This window comes from Gordonia sp. NPDC003422 (assembly GCF_053588675.1).
On the sequence record NZ_JBSFQL010000003.1, the window covers coordinates 88,985 to 104,792 of the forward strand.

General features: G+C 68.3%; 13 protein-coding genes. 7 read left to right on the forward strand and 6 right to left on the reverse strand.

What is annotated here, in order from left to right:
• Window positions 1–75 precede the first annotated feature (75 nt).
• Both miaB and ACWDTF_RS03835 read left to right on the forward strand, forming a co-directional pair.
• The gene (gene miaB / locus ACWDTF_RS03830; RefSeq protein ID WP_449753975.1) at window positions 76–1,644 is read left to right on the forward strand and encodes a tRNA (N6-isopentenyl adenosine(37)-C2)-methylthiotransferase MiaB; all 1,569 of its coding nucleotides are present in this window, start codon (window positions 76–78) and stop codon (window positions 1,642–1,644) included.
• 64 nt (window positions 1,645–1,708) lie between these two features.
• Complete coding sequence (locus ACWDTF_RS03835) at window positions 1,709–2,305, forward strand: Rv2732c family membrane protein (RefSeq protein ID WP_240856969.1); 597 nt, start codon at window positions 1,709–1,711, stop codon at window positions 2,303–2,305.
• Window positions 2,306–2,312: 7 nt separating this feature from the next.
• Here the strand turns inward: ACWDTF_RS03835 and ACWDTF_RS03840 are convergent, their stop codons facing one another.
• On the reverse strand, window positions 2,313–3,743 hold the full coding sequence (locus tag ACWDTF_RS03840) for a DUF349 domain-containing protein (RefSeq protein WP_355276040.1): 1,431 nt from the start codon (window positions 3,741–3,743) through the stop codon (window positions 2,313–2,315).
• 168 nt (window positions 3,744–3,911) lie between these two features.
• On the opposite strand from ACWDTF_RS03840, the gene ACWDTF_RS03845 reads away from it, so the two are divergent.
• From ACWDTF_RS03845 to hflX, 4 genes are read left to right on the forward strand one after another with little or no spacing between them, the layout of a single operon-like run.
• A complete protein-coding gene (locus ACWDTF_RS03845) occupies window positions 3,912–4,655 on the forward strand; it encodes a class III extradiol ring-cleavage dioxygenase family protein (protein ID WP_240856971.1) in 744 nt (247 codons plus the stop codon).
• Between the two features lie 11 nt (window positions 4,656–4,666).
• Window positions 4,667–5,581, forward strand: coding sequence for a tRNA (adenosine(37)-N6)-dimethylallyltransferase MiaA (miaA, locus tag ACWDTF_RS03850; protein ID WP_449754016.1), 915 nt, complete (start codon window positions 4,667–4,669; stop codon window positions 5,579–5,581).
• Between the two features lie 29 nt (window positions 5,582–5,610).
• Window positions 5,611–6,516, forward strand: coding sequence for a diaminopimelate epimerase (gene dapF / locus ACWDTF_RS03855; RefSeq protein ID WP_240856972.1), 906 nt, complete (start codon window positions 5,611–5,613; stop codon window positions 6,514–6,516).
• Window positions 6,517–6,560: 44 nt separating this feature from the next.
• On the forward strand, window positions 6,561–8,024 hold the full coding sequence (gene hflX / locus ACWDTF_RS03860; RefSeq protein WP_240856973.1) for a GTPase HflX: 1,464 nt from the start codon (window positions 6,561–6,563) through the stop codon (window positions 8,022–8,024).
• Between the two features lie 66 nt (window positions 8,025–8,090).
• On the opposite strand, the gene ACWDTF_RS03865 is transcribed toward hflX, so the two are convergent.
• The 4 genes from ACWDTF_RS03865 to ACWDTF_RS03880 all read right to left on the reverse strand — a co-directional run bounded on the left by ACWDTF_RS03865 (window position 8,091) and on the right by ACWDTF_RS03880 (window position 12,285).
• Window positions 8,091–8,351, reverse strand: coding sequence for an HPr family phosphocarrier protein (locus ACWDTF_RS03865; RefSeq protein WP_240856974.1), 261 nt, complete (start codon window positions 8,349–8,351; stop codon window positions 8,091–8,093).
• 80 nt (window positions 8,352–8,431) lie between these two features.
• Window positions 8,432–10,489 (reverse strand): PTS fructose transporter subunit IIABC, encoded by a 2,058-nt coding sequence (locus ACWDTF_RS03870; protein WP_240856975.1) that lies wholly within the window; start codon window positions 10,487–10,489, stop codon window positions 8,432–8,434.
• A gap of 63 nt (window positions 10,490–10,552) precedes the next feature.
• Complete coding sequence (locus ACWDTF_RS03875) at window positions 10,553–11,518, reverse strand: 1-phosphofructokinase family hexose kinase (protein ID WP_240856976.1); 966 nt, start codon at window positions 11,516–11,518, stop codon at window positions 10,553–10,555.
• A complete protein-coding gene (locus ACWDTF_RS03880; protein WP_355279873.1) occupies window positions 11,515–12,285 on the reverse strand; it encodes a DeoR/GlpR family DNA-binding transcription regulator in 771 nt (256 codons plus the stop codon). The genes ACWDTF_RS03875 and ACWDTF_RS03880 overlap by 4 nt, the downstream gene beginning before the upstream one ends.
• 289 nt (window positions 12,286–12,574) lie before the next feature.
• On the opposite strand from ACWDTF_RS03880, the gene ACWDTF_RS03885 reads away from it, so the two are divergent.
• Window positions 12,575–14,290, forward strand: a complete 1,716-nt coding sequence (locus ACWDTF_RS03885; protein WP_449753976.1) for a phosphoenolpyruvate--protein phosphotransferase — start codon at window positions 12,575–12,577, stop codon at window positions 14,288–14,290.
• Between the two features lie 571 nt (window positions 14,291–14,861).
• On the opposite strand, the gene lexA is transcribed toward ACWDTF_RS03885, so the two are convergent.
• A complete protein-coding gene (gene lexA / locus ACWDTF_RS03890; protein WP_240856978.1) occupies window positions 14,862–15,569 on the reverse strand; it encodes a transcriptional repressor LexA in 708 nt (235 codons plus the stop codon).
• Between the last annotated feature and the right edge of the window lie 239 nt (window positions 15,570–15,808).

Below are 15,808 nucleotides of genomic sequence, written 5' to 3' on the forward strand. Positions count from 1 at the left end.
ACGCGAAACGTCGCCTCGGGGTGTCGCAATGATGTCCTCAGGAGTCGATTTGCACCGATCCGTACCCTGGTAGGAGTGAGTATCGACCTCTCGGAGCCCCGCGACCTGGCAACATCGCCAGTCGGCGAGCCGGCTCATCAGACGCGCAGCTATCAGGTGCGTACCTACGGGTGCCAGATGAATGTGCACGATTCCGAACGTATCTCCGGCCTCCTGGAGGGCGCCGGATACGTCCGTGCGGCCGACGGCGCCGAGGCCGATCTGGTGGTGTTCAACACCTGCGCGATCCGGGAGAACGCGGACAACAAGCTTTACGGCAATCTGTCGCATCTCGCGCCCGTCAAATCGAGCCGTCCCGGTATGCAGATCGCGGTCGGCGGGTGCCTCGCCCAGAAGGACAAGGACACCGTCCTCAAGCGGGCGCCGTGGGTCGACGTGGTCTTCGGGACGCACAACATCGGTTCGCTGCCGGCGCTGCTCGACCGCGCACGCCACAACGAGGCCGCCCAGGTCGAGATCCTCGACGCGCTCGACAGGTTCCCGTCGACGCTGCCGGCCAAACGCGAGTCCGCATACTCGGGGTGGGTGTCGGTGTCCGTCGGATGCAACAACACCTGCACCTTTTGCATCGTGCCGTCGTTGCGCGGCAAAGAAGTGGACCGCCGCCCCGGCGACGTGCTCGCCGAAGTGCAGGCCCTCGTCGACCAAGGCGTCCTCGAGGTGACCCTGCTGGGGCAGAACGTGAACGCCTACGGCATGTCCTTCGCCGATCCCGAACTGCCGCGCAACCGCGGCGCATTCGCCGAACTCCTTCGTGCCTGCAGAACCATCGACGGCCTCGAACGGGTCCGGTTCACCTCGCCGCACCCCGCCGAGTTCACCGACGACGTCATCGATGCGATGGCCGCGACCCCCAACGTCTGCCCGCAGCTGCACATGCCGCTGCAATCGGGGTCCGATCGCGTGCTGCGCGCCATGCGACGCAGCTACCGGCAGACCAAGTTCCTCGGCATCCTCGACAAAGTGCGCGCCGCGATGCCGCACGCCGCGATCACCACGGACATCATCGTCGGCTTTCCCGGGGAGACCGAAGAGGACTTCCAGGAGACGCTGGACGTGGTCGCCCGCGCTCGCTTCTCCAGTGCGTTCACCTTCCAGTACTCGCCGCGACCCGGAACCCCGGCGGCAACCATGGCCGACCAGGTGGCACCTGAGGTGGTCAGCGAGCGTTATCAGCGGCTGATCGCCCTACAGGAACAGATCTGTCTGTCGGAGAACGAGTCGCTGATCGGCTCGGAGGTCGAACTGCTCGTGGTCGACGACGACGGTCGCAAATCGGCCCGGACACAGCGGATGACGGGCCGAGCCCGGGATGGGCGGCTGGTGCACTTCGCGGTCGACGCCGCCGCCGACCGCGCCCGTATCCGGCCGGGCGACGTGGTGCACACGACGGTGACGGCGGCCGCGCCGCATCACCTGATCGCAGACTCCGGGGTGGCCGGGCACCGGACGACCCGTGCCGGCGATGCCCACGAACAGCAGCGGACCCCGACCACGCCGCCGGTCGGCGTCGGCCTCGGTATCCCGGCCATCGGTGTTCCGCCGGTGGCGCAAGAGGTTGGGTGTGGCGGCGGTTGCGGTTGAGCCGGGTGCACCATGGACGCGGGTTCACGATTGACACTGAGAACGACATGATTGAGGCGATGACATGACACAGCCGGACGGGTCCGCGGACCGATTCGCGGAATATGCGGGGGACCTTCGCAAGGCCGAGAAGAAGGTCGCCGGAGAAATCGATCCCGGGGCGCGCGCACTCGTCGTCGCCGTCGCCGTGCTGCTGGCGATGGTCTCGCTGATCCTGCCGCATACCGGTTCGGCCACCGGGATCGAGGTGCTGACCTTTGCCCCGGACTCCAAGGCGGAGTTGGTCACCATCACCTCCAAGGTCTTTGTCTACCTGCTCGTCATCTTCGGGATCGGCGCGTCGATGCTCGCACTCCTCACGCGCCGGTGGCTCATCGCGTGGATTGCTCTGTGCGGCAACGCGATTGCGTGCGTGGCCGGGATGCTTGCGTGGTGGTCGCGAAACACTCCCGGCGTCAACGACGTCCATCCGCCGAGCGGCGTCGGGATCGGGCTCGTCCTCGGGTGGCTCGCGGTCTTCGTCTTGACCTTCCACTGGGCGCGGGTGGTATGGGCCCGCAGCACCTACCATCTCGCCCTCGAAGAAGAACGACGCAAGGAAGCCGCCGCACGCGACGCGCATGCGCTGTCGTTGCAGCGCAAGCCCGACAACCCGGCCTGACGGCGGGTCAGCGGTCGCCGATGGCGCTCTGCGCGGCCTGGGCCCATTCCCGCCACTGGGCGGCCTGCTCACGCAGCGCGGTGGCGTCCTTGTCCTTGCCGCGCTCGGCCGCTTTGCGTGCCTGATCCTCCAGCTGTGCGGCGCGGTCGGCGAACTGTGCGGCCCGAGCCTGGGCCTCCGGGTCGGTGCGCTGCCACTGGGCGTCTTCGGCGTCACGGATCCGCTTCTCGAGGCCACGTGCCCGGGCCTCGAGTGACGACATCTGATCGCGCGGAACCTTGCCGATCTCGTCCCACTTGTCGCGGAACACCCGAAACTCGCGGCGTGCGCCGTCGAGGTCGGTGGCCGGATCGATGGCCTTCTCCGCTGCGTCGAGCAAGTCGATCTTGGCCTGGGCGTTCGCCGTGAACTCGGCGTCGCGTTCGGACGTCGCCGCGTTCCGGGCGGCAAAGAAGACGTCCTGCGCGGCCTTGAACCGCTGCCAGAGCGCGTCGTCGGCATCGCGGGGTGCCCGTCCGGCGGCCTTCCACTCGGTCAGCAACTCGCGGAATCTCGCCGACGTCGGACCCCAGTCCGTCGAACTCGACAGCTCCTGAGCCTGGGTGATCAGTTCTTCCTTGCGGGCCCGGGCGCCTGCGCGCTCGCGGTCGAGCTCGGCGAAATGGGCTCCACGCCGACGGTTGAAGCTGTCGCGCGCCTTGGCGTAGCGCTTCCAGAGGACGTCGTCGGTTTTGCGATCGACACCCTTGATCGTCTTCCATTCGTCGAGGATCTGCCGGAGACGGTCGCCGGCCGACTTCCACTGCGACGCCTCCGCACCGATCTGCTCGGCTTCGGCGGCCAGTGCCTCCTTGCGGGCGATGGCGTCGGCGCGTGCCTTCTCCTTGCTCTCCCGGATCTCGTCGGCGACCTCGTCGGCACTCCCGACGATTGCGGTCAATCGCGTGTGCAAAGCCGAAACATCGCCGATCACATGGGCGTTGGGCAGCTCGTCGAGCAGATGTCGGGCTGCAGCCTGCGACTTGCGCGGATCGCCCGACCGCGCGGCAAGACGCTCCTCCAAGATCTCCACCTCGGTGGCCAGATCGTCGAAGCGTCGGGCGAAGTGGTCGAGTCCCTCTTCGACGGTGCCCGCCTGCCACGACCCGATTTCGCGCTCACCGTCTTCGGTCTTCAACCACACCACGCCGTTCTCGTCGATCCGGCCGAACTTGTGCGGATCGCCGTGCGGGATCAGCGTGGGGGCGATCACCGGCGGGGTCTGCACTACGTCCGGACGGGCCGTCGCACCGGGTCGGGGACCCGGTTTGGGGCGCGGACCCGGCTTGGGCTTGGGAGCGGGGGGAGCCGGGGTCGGAACGAGGGTGGGCGCATCCGATGCCGGTGAATCCGAGGCTGCCGATTCCGGTGCTGGGGCGGGATCGTTCGGGTTGGTCATGTGCAGGGTCCTACCGCTGGTTGGTTGCCGCGCGTCACGGCTGCCGGTCGCTGGAGACGAAGGTCGTCGCGATCCTACGCGCGCGACGAACTTCGACAGTACGGATCCATTCAAGCAGTTCAGGGCCGCGCATGTGGCGACAGCCGGTAGCTGGGCTAGCGTCGTGGTGTGTTGGCTGCCGTCGTCTTCGAACCCAGCGCTCCGCTCCTGGTCCCCGAGGTGGCCGGTCCGGCAGCGACCGACACCGTTGCGGTGCGTGCCGCCGCGGTGTCGGCACTTGCGAGCGCCACGACCGGCTGCGACAAGTGGATCGCTCTCGGCGCCACCGATTGTGGCGGCTCGGGACAGATGCCGACGCCGTCGGAGGTCGGCACCTTCGCGCGGTTCGGCGTGGATGTGTCCGTGACCCTGACCGCCGGCCGAACCGATCCACACGCTGTCGATCCGGAGATGAGTCTGTCGATGCTCGTCGCGGCATGGCTGCGCGGCCAAAGCGGAATCGACCGGTGCCGGCCCGTGCTCGTCGGTGCCGACACCTCCGCCGCCGGGTGCGCCGTGGTGGGCCGCGGACTCGCGACCGAGATCGCGGCGTCCGATGAGCGGTTCGGCGTGCTCGTCGTCGGCGATGGCGCGACCGCGCTGTCGGCGAAGGCTCCAGGGGGCGGACTGCGGGAGTCGGCGGTCGTGTTGCAGAAGGTGATCGACGAGGCCATGGCAGGCCCGGAACCCGAACGGCTTGCCGCGCTGAGCGAGCCGGAGTGCGAGGCCGAGGGCGTCGCAGGTCGGGTCGCCTGGCAGGTGGCCGCGGCACTGTGTACCGGACTCGCCGTGCGCTCCGAGGTGCTCTACGCCGACGCGCCGTTCGGCGTCGGCTACACGGTGGCGCGATGGATTCCGGAAGGTGCCCGGTGACCGGTACGGCGATGACCGGTGGCGCGACGCGCCCCATCGCCGTCGTCGGGCCCACCGCGGGCGGCAAGTCTGAGCTGGCCCTCGACCTGGCCGAACGGCTGGGTGGGGAGATCGTGAACATCGACGCCATGCAGCAATACCGCGGCATGGACATCGGGACGGCCAAGGTGCCGATCGACCAGCGACGTGGCATCACGCATCACCAGATCGACGTCCTCGACGTCACCGAGGTGGCGACGGTGGCCCGCTACCAGGCCGCCGCGACGGCCGACGTCGAGCGATTGCTCGCCGCCGGGCGGGTACCGGTGATCGTCGGCGGTTCGATGATGTACATCCAGGGTCTGCTCGACGGCTGGAGCTTCCCGGAGACCGACCCGGACGTCCGGCGGCGCTACGAGGAAGAGTTGGCGGCGGTCGGGGTGGCCGAGATGCACCGCCGGCTGCGCGCAGTCGACCCGGCGGCAGCGGCGTCGATCCTGCCCACCGACGGACGCCGGATCGTCCGAGCGCTCGAGGTCGTCGAGCTCACCGGCCGCCCGTTTGCGGCCTCGGCACCGCAGATCGGCGAACCACGCTGGGGCACAAGAATTATCGCGCTCGACCGCGACACCGCCGAGCTCGACGACCGGATTCGGGAGCGAACGCGGCAGATGTTCGCCGACGGGCTCGTCGACGAGGTGCGTGAACTGATGCGGCACGGTCTCGTCGAGGGGCGTACCGCGTCGCGGGCGATCGGCTACGTCCAGGTGCTCGCCGCCCTGGCCGGAGAGTACGACCTGGAGACCGCGGAGGAACTGACGTTTGTCGGTACCCGGCGCTACGTGCGCCGCCAGCGGTCGTGGTTTCGGCGCGACCACCGCATCGTGTGGCTCGACGCGAGTGCACCCGACCTCGCCGACCGCGCGCTCGACACGGTGCACGGCTGAGTGCCCTGGCGCGCACGTATCCTGGACCGATGACAGCGACCACCGGCTTGCGCTTCGCGAAGGGGCACGGCACCCAGAACGACTTCGTGATCCTCGCCGACCCGGCGGCCGAACTCGACGTCGACGCGGCGCTGGTCGCGGCACTGTGCGATCGGCCCCGGGGCATCGGGGCCGACGGCCTACTGCGTGTCGCACGATCCGGCGCGCTGGTGTCCGGCGGTGTGCTCGACGGACTGCCCGACGGCGTCGAGCCCGACGACTGGTTCATGGACTACCGCAACGCCGACGGCTCGATCGCCGAGATGTGTGGGAACGGCGTCCGGGTGTTCGCGCACTTCCTCCGGGCGAGCGGGCTCGTGGACGTCGACCGTTTCACGGTCGGATCCCGCGCGGGTGGCCGGCCGGTGACCGTGCACAGCTTCGACCACGTCCACGCCGACGTCACCGTCGAGATGGGTGTTGCGCGGGTCGGCGACGACGGCAAGGTGCGCGTCGGTGACGACCTCTACGTGGGAACCAAGGTCGACGTGGGCAATCCCCATCTGGCCTGCGTCGTCGGCGAGCTGACCGCCGATGCGCTCGCCGCGGTGGACTTCACCACGGGTGTCGTGCTCGAGCCCGACGAGTTTCCGCACGGCGCGAACGTCGAACTGTTGACTCCGCCCGAACCCGCCGACGACGGGGTGCTCACCGCGCACATGCGGGTGTTCGAGCGTGGGGTCGGGGAGACCCGCAGTTGCGGCACCGGTCTCGTGGCAGCCGCCGCGGCGGCCTTCGCCGGACGCGGCGAAACAACCGGCGACCTGCGCATCCACATACCCGGTGGCACCGTGCGGGTCGCGATCGACGCATCGGGCGCTCGGCTGCGTGGCCCGTCGATGCTGGTCGCCGACGGGGTGCTCCGAGACGGATGGCGGGACGCGGGCGCGCAGTAAATGATGTGCTAAGCACACCGGCGACGTGCCAAAATGGTCGTAGTATGACCGAATCAGCAGCACACATCAGTTTTCCGGACGATCTTCTCGAGGCGCCCGAATCCACTCCCACGACATCCACACCCACAACAGGCGAGCTCCAACTCTCCGAGCGCGCGTCACTGCAGCGTGTGGCCGGCTTGTCGACGGAACTCACCGACGTCACCGAGGTCGAATACCGCCGCCTCCGACTCGAACGGGTCGTTCTCGTCGGCGTGTGGACCGAGGGCAGCGCGGCCGCGGCCCGCGCCAACATGGTCGAGCTCGCGGCGCTTGCCGAGACCGCGGGTTCCCAGGTGCTCGACGCGCTGATCCAGCGTCGCAGCAAACCGGACCCCGCCACCTACATCGGGTCTGGCAAGGCCGACGAACTGCGCGAGGTGGTGCTGGCCACCGGCGCCGACACCGTGATCTGCGACGGTGAGCTCACACCCGCACAGCTGACCGCGCTGGAGAAGGTCGTCAAGGTCAAGGTGATCGACCGCACCGCGCTCATCCTCGACATCTTCGCCCAGCACGCGACCTCCCGAGAGGGCAAGGCGCAGGTGTCGCTCGCCCAGATGGAATACATGCTCCCGCGCCTGCGCGGCTGGGGTGAGTCGATGTCACGGCAGGCCGGTGGTCGTGCCGGCAGCAACGGCGGCGTGGGCCTGCGTGGTCCCGGTGAAACGAAGATCGAGACCGACCGGCGGCGTATCCGTGAGCGAATGGCCAAGTTGCGCCGCGAGATTCGCGGCATGAAGAAGGCCCGCACCACCAAGCGGGCCGCGCGCCGGCGCAACGCCATCCCGGCCATCACGGTGGCCGGCTACACCAACGCCGGCAAGTCGAGCCTGGTGAACGCGATGACGGGTTCCGGTGTCCTGGTGCAGGACGCACTGTTCGCGACGCTCGATCCGACGACGCGGCGCGCGACGCTCGACGACGGCCGCGCGGTGGTGTTCACCGACACGGTCGGATTCGTCCGGCACCTGCCGACCCAGCTGGTCGAGGCATTCCGATCCACCCTCGAAGAGGTGGTCGACGCCGACCTGGTGCTGCACGTGGTCGACGGGTCGGATGCCTTTCCGATGGAACAGATCTCGGCGGTGCGCCGGGTGATCAACGAGATCGTCGCCGAGGAGGGCGTGGCTGCCCCGCCGGAGTTGTTGGTGATCAACAAGATCGACGCGGTGGACGCCACCCGGCTGACCGAGATCCGCGGCGCGGTGGGAACCGAGGCGGCCTTCGTGTCGGCGCGCACCGGCGAGGGACTGCCCGAACTCTTCGAGCGCATCCGCGAGTTCGTGGGCTCCTCCGACGTCGAACTGACCATCGCGGTGCCCTTCTCGCGTGGCGACATCGTCTCGCGCGTGCACAGCGAGGGTGAGGTACTCGCGGCCGACCATCACGCCGACGGCACCACGATGCGGGTGCGGGTGCCGTCCGCCTTCGCCGGGGAACTCGCGCCGCTCGCGGTCGACGCCTGACACCGCAAGACACGAGTGGCCGATCACCTCATAGGTGACCGGCCACTCGTTTCGTCGTCGGGCGGGTTACTCGGCGTCGAGGTCGCTCTCGACGAGTTTGACGATCGCGTCGAGGGTGTTCTGATCGTCGGCGGTCACGACGACCTTGGTGCCCTTCTCCGCGCCAAGCGTCATGATCATCAGGGCCGAGCCGGCATCCACCGGTTCACCGCCCTCGACCGCGAGGGTGACCGGCGAGCCGGCGTCCGCGGCTGCCTCGGCGATGATGGTGGCCGGGCGTGCGTGCAGGCCGACGGCCGATCCGACGACGGCGGTGGTACTGGGCATGATCGCTCCTTTGCTGAGGTTGGTATTGGGTTCTACTCTGCCAAGTTCGACCGCGTGGCGGCGCGAATCCGGCGAGCGTGTCACGCCGCGACGGGCTCGTAGGCAGGAACCGTCAGGGCGGCGCGGCTGGTGTGCCACTGCTTGGCGGCGATCACCAGGACTGCCGACAATACGGTTCCGGCCGCCAGCGACACCAGGAACAGCAGCCAGTTGTTCATCGTGAAGAAGACGAAGATGCCGCCGTGCGGGGCGCGCTGGGTGACGCCGAAGGCCATGATCAAGGCGCCGGACAGTGCACCACCGGCCATCATCGAGGGGATCACCCGCAGCGGATCGACGGCGGCGAACGGGATGGCGCCCTCGGAGATGAACGACGCTCCGAGCAGCCATGCGGCCTTTCCGTTCTCACGTTCCGGCTCGGTGAACAGACCCGGGCGCAGCACGGTGGCGAGAGCCATCGCCAGCGGCGGAACCATGCCGGCACACATCACGGCTGCCATGATCTCCAACTGCGCGGTGGTGCCGACTGCGAGGCCCGTGGTCGCGAACAGGTACGCGGCCTTGTTCACCGGACCGCCGAGGTCGAAGCACATCATGAGACCGAGGACGATGCCCAGGATGATCGCCGAGCCACCCGACATGCTGTTGAGTCCGTCGGTCATCTGATCGGTGACCCAGGCCAGGGGCTTTCCGAGCAGCATGTACAACAGAACGCCGATGACCATGCTGCCGAGGAGCGGGATGATGACCACAGGCATCAGACCTCGCGCCCACTGCGGTAGCGGCAATCGCGAGATCCACAGGCAGACAACGCCGGCGATGAGACCGCCGATCAGGCCACCGATGAAGCTGGCGCCCACCTGGACCGAGACGAGACCTGCGACGAAACCGGGTGCGATGCCGGGCCGGTCGGCGATCGCGAACGATATGTAGCCGGCCAAGGCGGGGACGAGCATGCTCATGGCGAGACCGCCGACGGCGAAGAGGACCGCGCCGATGTATTGACCCAGTCCGCCGGCGGGGAGATCCCACAGGCTGTTGTTGAGGGCGATGAACTGTCCGTCGTTCAGGGCGCCGTCCGGGTCCAGATTCGTGTTGGCGATCTCATATCCACCGAGGAACGGGAGGAAGGCCAGAGCGATCAGCAGGCCGCCGGCCGCCACGAACGGGATCATGTAGCTGACGCCGGTCATCAACGCTTGCTGCAGCTGCTTGCCGAGACCGACGCCGCCTTCGGGCGTGGCGTCCGACGCATCGGCGCCGTCCCCGGCGGTGACCACCGCGGCGTTCGGGTTCTTCGCTGCCGCAACGGCTTCGGCGATCATCGTGTCTGGTTCGTTGATCGCGCGCTTGACGCCGGATGCGATGACGGGCTTGCCGTGGAAACGCTCCTTGCCCTTCACCCCGACGTCGGTGGCGAAGATGACTGCGTCGGCGTTCGCGATGACGTCCGAGGCGAAGGGTGTGGTGGCCGACGAGCCCTGGGTCTCGACGGCGAAGTCGACACCGGCGCGCTCCGCGGCGTACTTCAGCGCGTCGGCCGCCATGTAGGTGTGCGCGATTCCGGTCGGGCAGGCGGTGATCGCGACGATGCTCGGCCGGTCACCGGACTGATCGTCGGCCACCGGCGCCGATGTTGCGGCGGCGGGTTTGGTGACGGCGACGGTGGATGCGGGCTTCGCGGCCGGATCGATCGCCTCGTTGACCAGGGCGATGACCTGGGCGTCGTCGGGTGCGCTCCGGAGTGCCTCGACGAAGTCCGGCCGGACGAGGGCGCGGGCAAGTGAACTGAGCAGCTTCATGTGTTCGCTGGCGCCACCCTCGGGTGCGGCGATGAGGAACACCAGATCGGCGGGGCCGTCGGGTGCCCCGAAGTCGACCTTCTCCGACAGGCGTGCCATCGCGAGGCTCGCCTCGGTGACCGACGCGGCCCGGGCGTGCGGGATCGCGATCCCGCCGGGCAGGCCGGTGGCCGACTTGGCTTCGCGTGCAAGGGCTCCGCGGGTGAGGTCGGCCGGATCGGTCGTCCGCCCGGCGGCGCCGAGCGACTCCGCGAGGTAACTGATGACGGCGGCCGGATCGTTGCCGGCGTTCACGTCGAGACTCACCGTTGATTCGGTGATGATCTGCTCTGCCATGGGGGTTCCTTCTCGAGGTGCTTTCTGGGTTGGGGGTGGGGTTTGTGATCGTTGGGGCGGGGTTCAGGTGACTCGTGCGGCTCCCGTCAGTTCGGTGACCCGGACTCCGTCGAGGTCGAGCTGATCGGGGGTGGGGGCCTGAGTGCCGGCGAGGGCGGCTGCCGCGGCGCCGTACGCGACGGCGCTGCGGAGACGTTCCGGTTCGGACGCACCGCGTGTCTCGGCGACCAGGTAACCGGCCAGTGACGAGTCGCCTGCGCCCACCGTGCTGCGGGGGACGATCGGCGGTGGAGTCGCGAACCACGAACCGGCCGGCGTGGTGAGAATGGCGCCCGTCGCGCCGAGGGTGGAGAGCACGGCACCGCCGGTGCGGTCGACGATGGTGCGCGCGGCGGCGACGATCGGGCCGAAATCTCCGGTCGACGCAGAGCGTCGGAAGACCTCGCCATCGGCACCGGTCACCTCTGCGAGCTCGTCCTCGTTGGGCTTGAGCAGGTCGACGGACCCGAGTGCCGCTGCGTGCAGCGGAGGCCCGGACGTGTCGACGGCGATCCGGCATCCGAGGTCGGAGAGGTCGTCGGCAACGGTGCGATACCAGTCGACCGGAACTCCCGGCGGCAAGGAGCCGCAGAGGGTGACCCATACGGCGTCGGCCGCGTGGGTCCGGATGAGATCACCGAGAGCGCTGAGCTGTCCTGCGTCGAGTTCGGTTCCGGGTGCGTTCAGTTTGGTCGTGGTGCCGTCGGGTTCGGCGATGGTGATGTTGGACCGGATTTCTCCGTCGACCGCGACGGTCTCGTACGGCAGCCCGACGCTGTCGAGGGCCCGCAGCAGCGGATCTCCGTCGCGTGCGGGCAGGATCGCACGGGTCGCGATTGCGGCCTCGGCGACCACGCGGGACACGTTGATGCCCTTGCCGCCGGCCTCGGCTCGGGTTGCGACGGCGCGCTGGACCTCGCCTCGGTCGAGGGGCCCGGGCAACTCGAGTGTGCGGTCGAGGCTGGGATTGGGTGTGACGGTGAGGATCATGCGATCACCACGTCGATGCCCCGGGCCGACAACGCCGCGGAGAAGCCTGGATCAACACCCGAATCGGTGATGAGGACGTCCACGTCGTCGAGATCGGCGAAGCCGGACAGGTCTTCGCGGTTCATCTTCGACGAGTCGGCGAGGACCACAACCCGCTGCGCGACGCGGACCATTGCCGCTTTGACCGCGGCTTCGTCAGGGTCGGGAGTCGACAATCCGTGCGCCTCGCTGATGCCGTTGGCTCCGACGAAAGCGGTCGAGACCCGTAGACGTTCGAGCGCCGCAACGGTTTCGGCGCCGACGGTCGCCTGGGTGAGACCGCGCACGCGGCCGCCGATCGCGTGCAGGTTGGCCGAATTGTGGTTGGCCAGCAGGCCGGCGATCGGGAGGCTGTTGGTGATCAGGGTGAGACGACGGTCGGTGGGCAGCGCGGAGGCGGCCTGGAAGGTGGTGGTACCCGCGTCGAAGAAGACGGACCCGCCGTCGGGTGGGAGAAAGCGGATTGCGGCACGGCCGATGGCGGCCTTCTCGTCGGTCTGGGTGACCTGCCGCTCGTCGATTCCGCGCTCGCCGATCACCCGCATGACCCCGGCGCGCACCGCACCGCCGTGCACCCGCTGCAGATGGCCCGCCCGTTCGAGGGCGGCCAGGTCACGGCGGACGGTCTCACTCGTCACCTCGAATCTGGTGGCGAGTGCGGCGACGGAGGCGCGTCCGTTCGCGCGTACCTGTTCGGCGATCGCCTGTTGGCGTTCTTCGGCGTACAACACCGCTCCGATCTCTCGATGGGACATCCGGGTGGATCTGTCTGCGATTCCCGTGTGGTTGTGTTGATCTGTGTGGCCTTGATTGTTGATATTTCTTTGTTTACGCCTGTTTGCGTTGACAAGTCAAGCATTTCTTGTAACTTTGATCACAAGAGATTCGAAAGCCGGTCATCGGTCACGCAATGCAGCTCGACGGTGAGCCCGGACACGAATCGCGTAGAACTGAGTCGTGTATGTGCGGCCGTGCCGCCGATTGGCGGAGCGGAACTCGAAGACGAGAGGGGTCGCAGTGACCGAGACGCTAGCGGGAGGCATTTTGGAGGGAACGCCGGTCGTCGGCGGGCTGGCCTACGGGCCGGCGATCTGGCCCGGGGAGCGCCCCGACCACGACCCGGACGCCCTGGGTGCAAACACGGAACTGCCCGAAGACCAGCGCGAACCCGAGGTGGCAAGATTTGTCGCCGCGGCGGGGACGGTCGCCGGCCGACTCCGTGACCGCTCATCGCACAGCTCGGGTGCAGCCGCCGAAGTGCTGGCCGCCACCGCCGGACTCGCCGAGGATCGCGGGTGGATCGGCGCTGCGTCGGGACTGATTCGCAAAGGATCGCCTGCGCCTGCGGCAGCGGCTGCGGCAACCGAACAGTTCGCCACCATGTTCACCAAGCTCGGCGGGCTCATGGCCGAGCGAGTCACCGACCTCAACGACGTGCGCGACCGCGTCCTCGCCGAACTTCTCGGCCTGCCCGAACCAGGTGTGCCGGAACCGATCGAACCGTCTGTCCTGCTCGCCGACGATCTCGCGCCCGCGGACACCGCCGGACTCGATCCGGCGACCACCGTCGCCCTCGTCACCCGGCTCGGCGGCCCGACGAGTCACACCGCCATCATCGCCCGGCAACTCGGGATTCCCTGTGTGGTCGCGGTATCGGATCTGACGACGGTGCCGGCCGGAACCCCCGTGCTGATCGACGGCACGCTCGGCACCATCACCATCGGCCCCGACGAGGCGACGGCGCGAGCACAGGTCGATGCCAGTCGTCGGCGTGCGGAAGCGGTCGCCGCCTGGCACGGGCCCGGGCGCACCGCCGACGGACACGAGGTCTCGGTGCTCGCCAACGTCGCGGACGGGGCGTCGGCACGCACGGCCACCGGATACCCCGTCGAAGGGATCGGGCTGTTCCGCACCGAGTTGGCCTTCCTCGACCGCCCCGACGAGCCGACGGTCGACGAGCAGGCGGGCATCTACCGCGAAGTGCTCGAGGCATTTCCCGGGCAGAAGGTCGTGGTTCGCACGCTCGACGCGGGCTCCGACAAACCGCTCAAATTCGTCAACCACAAAGACGAGGCAAATCCGGCACTAGGAGTTCGTGGCGACCGAATCGCGGTGGAGAACCCGGAGATTCGAGCGCACCAACTCGATGCGATCGCGCGGGCCGCAGCCGAAACCGGATCGACACCGTGGGTGATGGCACCGATGATCGCCAGCGCCCGGGAAGCAGCGGCGTTCGCGCAGGAGGTGCGTGCGCGGGGGATGACCGCCGGAGTGATGGTCGAGATCCCCGCCGTCGCGATTCTGGCGCCGCTCATCCTCGCGGAGGTGGACTTCGTATCCATCGGCACCAACGATCTGACGCAGTACACGATGGCCGCCGACCGGATGTCCGCGGACCTCGCGTCGTTGACCGACCCGTGGCAACCGGCGGTGCTCAAGCTCATCGCCGAGGTCGCGTCGGCAGGTCAGACGTTGGGCAAGCCGGTGGGGGTGTGCGGGGAGGCCGCCGCCGACCCCAACCTCGCATGCGTGCTGACCGGGCTCGGGGTGACCTCGCTCTCGAGTGCACCGGTCGCCGCGGCCGGCGTCGGCGCGCGGCTCGCCGAGGTCACCCTCGACGCGTGCCGCGAAGCCGCCACTGCAGCACTGGCAACCGCGGATCCGGCCGGTGCGCGTCAGGCCGCGACGTCGGTGCTCGACGCCGCAGCCACCCCGCTCTCTCCTGCCGTCTGAGACGAAGACTTCGGCTGTCCGTGGTTCCGTATGAAGTTGTGCCCGGATTCCGGGCACAACTTCAACGGATTGTGCTTCCGCTGTCGATGGCGGCGCCCAGGTCGCTGACCTGGGCAAATGCGTCAGTGTGGTGCCGCAAAATCTAGGGGAAGAGTTTCTTCCCCGGGGTTCACAGTCGTCCCCGAGAAATTTGTAGGGGAGGACTCTGAGGGTAGGGGAGGAAGTTTCTTCCCCTGCTTTCTGCGGGTGCCGCGTCCGTGCGGCGCGTTCCGCAGAACGCGCCGATCGACGTTAGCGGGCTCGACGGAACAGGTGCTCGCATTCCTCCCATCTGCTCGTAATGCATTGCGCGCGGATGGGAGACGCGCGCAGATGCGAGCACTCGGGATGGGTGGTCTGTGCGGGGGCGAGATGGTGTCCCCGGCGCATCGTCGGCGCTGCGTGAGTGCAGAAACCGCGTGTCTGGCCAGAAACCCGAGGCGCCCCAGCGGTTTCTGGCCACAGCTGAGGTTTCTGGCCAGGTCCACGGTCGGGTTGAAAGGTACAGATATCCGACGGGGTGTACTTGCCCTCAGATCCGGCGCATCACCGTCACAACCTTGCCGAGGATGGCGGCGTCGTCGCCGGGGATCGGCTCGAACAGCTCGTTGTGCGGCATGAGCCAGACGTGCCCGTTCTTGCGCTTGAACGTCTTCACCGTGGCCTCGCCGTCGATCATCGCGGCGACGATGTCGCCGTTCTCGGCCACGCTCTGCTGACGGACGACCACCCAGTCGCCGTCGCAGATCGCGGCGTCGATCATCGATTCGCCGACCACCCGCAGCAGGAACAGTGAGCCGTCCCCGACCAGTTCGCGGGGGAGTGGGAACACGTCTTCGACCGCTTCCTCGGCGAGGATCGGTCCACCGGCGGCGATCCTGCCCAGCACCGGCACGAAGGTCGGCGTCGGCAGCGGATCGCCTCCCGCGTTGGTCGCGGCCGGATCTGCGTCCTGCACGTTGACCGCGCGTGGACGGTTGTGGTCGCGCTTGAGCAGTCCCTTGCGCTCCAGCGTGCGCAGCTGGTGGGCGACCGACGATGTCGAGGTGAGTCCGACCGCGTCGCCGATCTCGCGGATGCTCGGGGGATAGCCACGTTCGCGCACCGATTGCCGGATCACGTCCAGCACGCCGCGCTGACGCGCGGTCAGCGACGCCTCGGCGGCGGCAGGATCGATGGGAGCGTCCTGGTCGCGATCATCGCTCCGAGTTCCGGTGCGCTTGGGCCGTGAGTCGCTCATCTGCTCGGATTCCTCTCTGTCGCCGCCTCGCTTGAGAGCGAATCGGCTGGTTGTCGGCGGCGGGTGTTGACATGTCCGTGGGCCCGAGCCTAGCGGAGCGCGACGATCACTTCAAACATTTGTTCGAGGTGTGGCGCGACTTTGTCGGTCGGGCGTGGTACAACTCGAACATCAGTTCATCGAACACGTGATCGAGGCCGTCGAACGTCCTCGACAGCGCGTTCGCCGAACTGCCCGAG

Coding starts and splice junctions, on each gene's coding strand:
- lexA (WP_240856978.1), bottom strand. CDS start 15,569: ATGAGCGACTCACGGCCCAAGCGCACCGGAACTCGGAGCGATGATCGC.
- ACWDTF_RS03840 (WP_355276040.1), bottom strand. CDS start 3,743: ATGACCAACCCGAACGATCCCGCCCCAGCACCGGAATCGGCAGCCTCG.
- hflX (WP_240856973.1), top strand. CDS start 6,561: ATGACCGAATCAGCAGCACACATCAGTTTTCCGGACGATCTTCTCGAG.
- ACWDTF_RS03870 (WP_240856975.1), bottom strand. CDS start 10,489: ATGGCAGAGCAGATCATCACCGAATCAACGGTGAGTCTCGACGTGAAC.
- ACWDTF_RS03835 (WP_240856969.1), top strand. CDS start 1,709: ATGACACAGCCGGACGGGTCCGCGGACCGATTCGCGGAATATGCGGGG.
- ACWDTF_RS03865 (WP_240856974.1), bottom strand. CDS start 8,351: ATGCCCAGTACCACCGCCGTCGTCGGATCGGCCGTCGGCCTGCACGCA.
- ACWDTF_RS03875 (WP_240856976.1), bottom strand. CDS start 11,518: ATGATCCTCACCGTCACACCCAATCCCAGCCTCGACCGCACACTCGAG.
- miaA (WP_449754016.1), top strand. CDS start 4,667: ATGACCGGTGGCGCGACGCGCCCCATCGCCGTCGTCGGGCCCACCGCG.
- dapF (WP_240856972.1), top strand. CDS start 5,611: ATGACAGCGACCACCGGCTTGCGCTTCGCGAAGGGGCACGGCACCCAG.